Below are 6,054 nucleotides of genomic sequence, written 5' to 3' on the forward strand. Positions count from 1 at the left end.
TACCGGTCGGGCGTGCGGCTCAGGTCTGGAGCCGCCGGTGCGTTTGGCTGGCCACGTCCTTGCACCAGGGCTGCTGACGCCAGTGGCGTTCCGCGAACGCCGCGATGCCCTCGCGCTGCTGCAGCGTCAGCCCGATGACGTCGAGGCGCTCGAGGAACATCTGGCGGTGCCGATCGGAGATCGAGAAGCCGAGGTCCAGGTTCTTGCTCCTGACGCGCCGCTGACCGACATCGATGACGACGGGCGTTCCCTCGCGCTCCACCTCGTCCATCAGCGCTTGCACCTGCTGTGGCGCAAGCATGACTAGCATGAGCTGGTTGTTCATCGCGTTCGAGTAGAAGATTTCGCCAAAGCTGGGTGCGATCACGGCCCGGATGCCGAACTGCTGGAGACCCCAGACCGCATGTTCGCGGCTCGATCCGCACCCGAAGTTCGACCCGCCCAGCAGGATGTTCACGCCTTGGTGGCCTTGCTGGTTGAGCACGAAGTCCGGGCGGGGCGTGCCCGTCGGGTCGTACCTCAGGTCGTACAGCAGCCCCTGCGCCAACCCCGACTTGTCGATGCCGCGCAGGAACTGCTTCGGCATGATCTGGTCGGTGTCGAGGTTCTCGATGCGGATGGCGGCTGCGCGCCCCTGGATGTGGTGCGTGGCCTCAGACATGATGCGTTTCCATGAGCCGGACATCGCAGATGACGCCCGTGACGGCGGCCGCGGCGGCCATGGCCGGGCTCATCAGGTGGGTGATCGCGCCGCGCCCCTGCCGGCCCTCGAAGTTCCGGTTGGTGGTCGACGCGCAACGGGTGCCCTCGCTCAGCACGTCGTCGTTCATCGCCAGACACATGGAGCAGCCCGGTTTGCGCCATTCGAAACCGGCCTGAACGAGGACGTCCGCCAGGCCTTCGGCTTCTGCCTGGGCCTGCACGGCACCCGAGCCGGGCACCACCATCGCCCGCACGCCCGGCGCCACGCGACGGCCGCGAACCACCTCCGCCACGGCGCGCAAGTCTTCAATACGCCCATTGGTGCATGAGCCAATGAAGACGTGCTGCACCGGCACGCCCTGCAGGGCCGTACCCGGCTCAAGGCGCGTGTAGCGCAGCGCCTGCTGCACGCTGCGTCGCTGGCTCGGCTCGGTCAGCTCGTCCGGACGAGGCACGTGGCCGGTGATCGGCACCACCTGGTCGGGGCTGGTCCCCCAGGTCACGTGGGGAGAAACCTCGCTTGCGTCGAACCGGTGTTCGACGTCGAAGCTCGCGTCCGCGTCGCTGCTCAAGGTCTTCCAATGCGCCAGCGCCTGGTCGCGAAGGGCGCCCCGGATGTCGGCCGCGCGCGCCAACACGTAGTCGCTGGCTTTCTCGTCCGGCGCGATGAGCGCCCCGCGCGCGCCCGCTTCCACCATCATGTTGCACAGCGTGAAGCGGGCCTCGATCGACAGCGCATCGATGGCCGAACCGCACAGCTCGACCACATAGCCCCGCGCGCCCTGGGCGCCGATTCTTCCGATGATCATGAGCACCAGGTCCTTGGCGGTCACGCCCGTCGGCAGTTGGCCCTCCACGCGAATGCGCATGTCCTTGGCCAGCCGGTAGACCAGCGTCTGGGTCGCCAGAACGTGTTCCACCTCGCTGGTGCCGATGCCAAAGCCGAGCGCACCCAGCGCGCCGTAGGTGGTCGTGTGGCTGTCGCCGCAGATGACCACCATGCCGGGGCGGATCATCCCGTGCTCGGGCGAGACGACGTGCTCGATGCCCTGGTGCTTGTCGTTGGTGTCGAACAGGGGGATGCCATGCCGCGTGCAGTTGCGCTTGAGGTTCGCGGCCTGCAGCGCCGAGGCCGGGTCCTGGATGACCCGCACCGCATCCGGGTGCGTGGGAATGATGTGGCTCACCACCGCCACGTTCTGGCCCGGGTACGGTACCCCGCGCCCCTGGTCGTGCAGGCCCGTGAAGGCCTGTGGGCTGGTGTACTCGTTCATCAGGTGCAGGTCGCAGAACAACAGGACGTTGCTCTCGTCGATGACGCTGACGGTGTGGCTGTCCACCAGCTTTCTGTAGAGGGTTGTCGAGGTCACGATGGGCCCTGGCTGTTGGCGTCTGCGCTCATTCCGTGGTGATGCCCTTGTCCTTGATGAGCTTGGACCACATGGGCATTTCCTTGACGAGGCGCTGTCGGGCCTGCGCGGGCGTCGAAGGGATGGGGTCGAAGCCCTCGCGCACCATGCGCTCCTTGAGCGCGGACGAACCCAGCGCCTGGTTGAGCGACGCGTTGAGCTTGTCGATGACGGCCTTGGGCGTGTCCGCCGGCGCGAACACCATGAACCAGGTCTCGAAGTTGTAGTCGGGCAGGCCCGCCTCGGCAATCGTGGGCACGCTCGGCAACAGCGACGAGCGTTGCGGGCCCGTGACGCCCAGCGCGCGCAGGCGCCCCGACTCCACCATGCCCCGGGCCGCGGACAGCACGGGGAAGCTCATGTTGACCATGCCCGCGATCGTGTCGTTGAGGGCCGGACCACCACCGCGATAGGGCACGTGCACGATGTCCGTGCCGGCGACTGCCTTGAAGAGTTCGGCCGACATGTGGAACGTGCTGCCGTTGCCCGCTGAACCGTAGTTGAGCTTGCCTGGCTGGGCTTTCGCCAGCGCAATCAGCTCCTTGACGTTGCCGGCCTGCAGCCCCGGATGGACCACCAGCACGTGCTGTGAGCTGGCGACCATGCCGATCGGCTCAAGGTCCTTCAGGGTGTCGTAGGGCATGCGGGGAAAGAGGCCCGGGTTGATGGCCAGGGACACGGTCTGCAGGCCGATGGTGTAGCCATCGGCCTTGGACTTCGCCACCGAATCGACGCCGATGTTGCCACCGGCACCCGCCTTGTTCTCGATCACGATGGACTGGCCAAGGGCCTTGCCCCATTCATCGGACACCAGGCGCGCCGTGATGTCGGCGCTGCCGCCCGGTGCGTACGGGACGACGAGCTTCACGGGGCGTTCGGGGTAGGTCTGCGCGGCGGCGGGCATCGCTGCCACCAGGCACATGGCCATCAAAGCGCTCAGGCGGGCGCGGTTCTTCATGCTTGTCTCCTGTGTGCGAATGGGAAGGCCTATGCTACTTATGAGATAAACAACGACAAAGTCGAATGAATTAAGTTTTTCGTTCCTTTTGGTTATCAATAAAGCCCATCACGACCATTGACGTGTTCTCCGACCTCGCCTTCTTCTCCCAGCTCATCCGCCTGGGGAGTCTCGCGGCGACCGCACAGGAGCTGGGCGTCACCGCGCCCGCGGTGAGCAAGCGCCTGGCGGCGTTGGAGCGGCGGCTGGGCGTGCAACTGCTGCAGCGGACCACGCGCCGCATGAGCCTCACGCCGGAGGGCGACCTGTACCTGTCCGAAGGCGCCAAGGTGCTGCGCGACATCGAAGCGCTCGAGGCGCGCGTCGCCAGCGGCAAGGACACGCCCAGGGGCCTGCTGAAGATCGGCGCCACGCTGGGTTTTGGCCGGCGCTACATCGCGCCGGCCCTGTCCGGTTTCTCGAGAAAGTACCCGGACGTCGAGGTGCAGTTGAGCCTGCAGGACAAGCCGTTCAACATGGCCGAACACGGACTGGATGCCGTGGTGCGATTCGGCGACCTCCCCGATTCGCGCTTCTCGGCGCGCGTGCTCGCCCACAACCAGCGGATTCTTTGCGCGACGCCCGCGTACCTGGCGGCCATGGGCGCACCGCGCACGCCCACGGAGCTGGGCAGCCACCAGTGCCTGTTCATCCGCGAGGGCGACGAGGCCTTCGGGACCTGGCACCTGCAGATGGGCGAGCGCCGCGAAACCGTGAAGGTCCGCGGCCCGCTCAGCAGCAACGATGGCGAGGCGGTGTTGCATTGGGCCCTGGAAGGACACGGCATCCTCATGCGTTCGTTGTGGGATGTCGCGCCCATGTTGCGTGACAAGCGCCTGGTGGCGGTGCTGGCCGACTGGAGCCTGCCGCCCGCGGACATTCACATCTGCTTTCCCACGGGCAGCCTGCTGTCGGCCAAGACGCGGGCGCTGGTGGACCACCTGCTGGCGGTGTTTGCGCGACACCGCAAGAGCCGCCAGGGCGGGTGGTGATGCCTTGCGGGGCGAGGTGATCCGCCCATGGCCCGCTTGCGTAGAAGCGCCATCCCCACTGACGCCGGTTCGCCATGTCCCTCGCCCCGAACACCGCCAGCGACACCACCAGCGACACCGCTACCGCCACCGCCACCGCCATCCGTTGGGTCGAGCAGGGCCTGGTGTTCGACCCAGCCGTGCGCCTGGGCATCCGCCACCTGCTGCGCCAGCGCCTGAGCGAGCTGCGCAGCGGCGACCCCGAGGCCACCGCCGAGGCCACGGCCGCGTTCCACGCCGGCCTAGCCAGCGCGCCCCTGGCCCCGCTGCCCGAGAAAGCCAACGAACAGCATTACGAGCTGCCCGCCGACTTCTTCGGCGCCGTGCTGGGGCCGCACCGCAAGTACAGCTGCTGCTGGTGGCCCGCGGGCGTGGACACGCTGGAGCAGGCCGAGGCCGCCGCGCTGGCCGAGACCTGCGCGCGCGCTGGCCTGGCCGATGGCCAGCACATCCTGGAGCTGGGCTGCGGTTGGGGTTCGCTGAGCCTGTGGATGGCCGAGCGCTTTCCGGGCGCGCGCATCACGGCCGTGTCGAACTCGCACTCGCAGCGCCGCCATATCCAGGCCCAGGCCGCCGCGCGCGGGCTGGGCAACCTGGAGGTGATCACCGCGGACTTCAACGATTTCGACACCGACCAGCGCTTCGACCGCATCGTCTCCGTGGAGATGTTCGAGCACCTGCGCAACTGGCCGCAGGCCTTCGCCAAGGTGGCGCGCTGGCTGAACCCGGTCGGGTGCTTCTTCATGCACGTGTTCGTCCACCGCGAGGCGCCCTATGCCTTCGAGGCCCGCGACGCCAGCGACTGGATGAGCCGCCACTTCTTCTCCGGCGGCATGATGCCCAGCGACGACCTGGCCCTGCGCTGCCAGGACGGTCTGCGCCTGCTGCAGCAGTGGCGCTGGAACGGCCGGCACTACGCGCGCACGGCCGCCGCGTGGCTTGAGCGCATGGACGCGCAACGCGACGCGCTGATGCCGCTGTTCAAGGAGGCCTACGGCAGCGAGCAGGCCGGGGTGTGGTTTGCGCGCTGGCGGCTGTTCTTCCTCTCGGTGGAAGAACTCTTCGCCTACGCGGACGGTGGCCAGTGGTGGGTCAGCCACTACCTGTTCGAGCGCCGCGCATGATCGCGCTGGCCGCTCAGGGTCTGCTGGCCGCGCTGGCCGTGGCGCTGCCGGTGTGGGCCTTGAGCCTGCCGCTGCGCGACGCCAGCCTGGCCGACCGCGTGTGGTCGCTGCTGGTGGCGGCACCGGTGGCCGTGTACGCCTGGACCCTGCTGCCCCCACTGCAGCCACGTGACGCCCTGCTGCTGGCCCTGCTGCTGGCCTGGGCCTTGCGCCTGGCCCTCTACATCAGCTGGCGCAACCGCGGCCATGGCGAGGACCGCCGCTACCGCGCCATGCGCGAGCGCCACGGCGCGCGCTTCGGGCTCAAGAGCCTGTACCTGGTGTTCGGCCTGCAGGCCGTGCTGGCCTGGGTGCTGGGCTGGCCCTTGCTCGCCGCCCTGGGGCGGCCCGGGGCACTCACCTGGCTGGATGCCCTGGGCCTTGTGCTGGCGGGCGGTGGGCTGCTGATCGAGACAGTGGCCGACGTGCAACTGGCGCGCTTCCTGCGCGGCCCGCGCCCCGAGGGGGCGGTGATGGACCGCGGCCTGTGGGCCTGGTCGCGCCACCCCAACTACTTCGGCGAGGCCTGCTTCTGGTGGGGCCTGTGGCTGATCGCGCTGCCGGCCGCCGGTTGGGCCGGCGCATGGACGGTGGTGTCGCCGCTGATGTTGACCTGGCTGCTGCTGCGCGTGTCCGGCGTGGCCTTGCTGGAGCAGGACATGGCCGCGCGCCGCCCCGCCTACCGCGACTACATCGCGCGCACCAGTGCCTTCATACCCTGGCCGCCACGGCGGGCGGCGCCACCATGAGCG

General features: G+C 68.6%; 6 protein-coding genes. 3 read left to right on the top strand and 3 right to left on the bottom strand.

Translation table 11 applies throughout. The annotated features are described in order from the left end of the window. Window positions 1-19: 19 nt before the first annotated feature. From leuD to VLG41_RS15305, 3 genes are read right to left on the bottom strand one after another with little or no spacing between them, the layout of a single operon-like run. Window positions 20-661: a 3-isopropylmalate dehydratase small subunit gene (leuD, locus tag VLG41_RS15295; RefSeq protein ID WP_325350255.1), complete on the bottom strand. Its 642-nt coding sequence runs from the start codon at window positions 659-661 to the stop codon at window positions 20-22. After that, window positions 654-2,072 (bottom strand): 3-isopropylmalate dehydratase large subunit, encoded by a 1,419-nt coding sequence (gene leuC / locus VLG41_RS15300; protein WP_325350256.1) that lies wholly within the window; start codon window positions 2,070-2,072, stop codon window positions 654-656. The genes leuD and leuC overlap by 8 nt, the downstream gene beginning before the upstream one ends. Window positions 2,073-2,100: 28 nt before the next feature. Then, entirely contained in the window at window positions 2,101-3,069 is a 969-nt protein-coding gene (locus VLG41_RS15305; protein WP_325350257.1) for a tripartite tricarboxylate transporter substrate binding protein, read from the bottom strand. 116 nt (window positions 3,070-3,185) lie between these two features. Between VLG41_RS15305 and VLG41_RS15310 the strand changes: the two genes are divergently transcribed. The 3 genes from VLG41_RS15310 (at window position 3,186) to VLG41_RS15320 (ending at window position 6,051) form a co-directional block, all read left to right on the top strand. Beyond that, the gene (locus VLG41_RS15310; protein WP_325350263.1) at window positions 3,186-4,100 is read left to right on the top strand and encodes a LysR family transcriptional regulator; all 915 of its coding nucleotides are present in this window, start codon (window positions 3,186-3,188) and stop codon (window positions 4,098-4,100) included. 74 nt (window positions 4,101-4,174) lie between these two features. After that, entirely contained in the window at window positions 4,175-5,263 is a 1,089-nt protein-coding gene (locus tag VLG41_RS15315) for a cyclopropane-fatty-acyl-phospholipid synthase family protein (protein WP_325350258.1), read from the top strand. After that, window positions 5,260-6,051, top strand: a complete 792-nt coding sequence (locus VLG41_RS15320; protein ID WP_325350259.1) for a DUF1295 domain-containing protein — start codon at window positions 5,260-5,262, stop codon at window positions 6,049-6,051. Before VLG41_RS15315 ends, VLG41_RS15320 begins: the two co-directional genes overlap by 4 nt. Window positions 6,052-6,054 lie beyond the last annotated feature (3 nt).

It is taken from the genome of Hydrogenophaga sp. (assembly GCF_035481345.1).
Taxonomy (GTDB): Bacteria; Pseudomonadota; Gammaproteobacteria; order Burkholderiales; family Burkholderiaceae_C; genus Hydrogenophaga.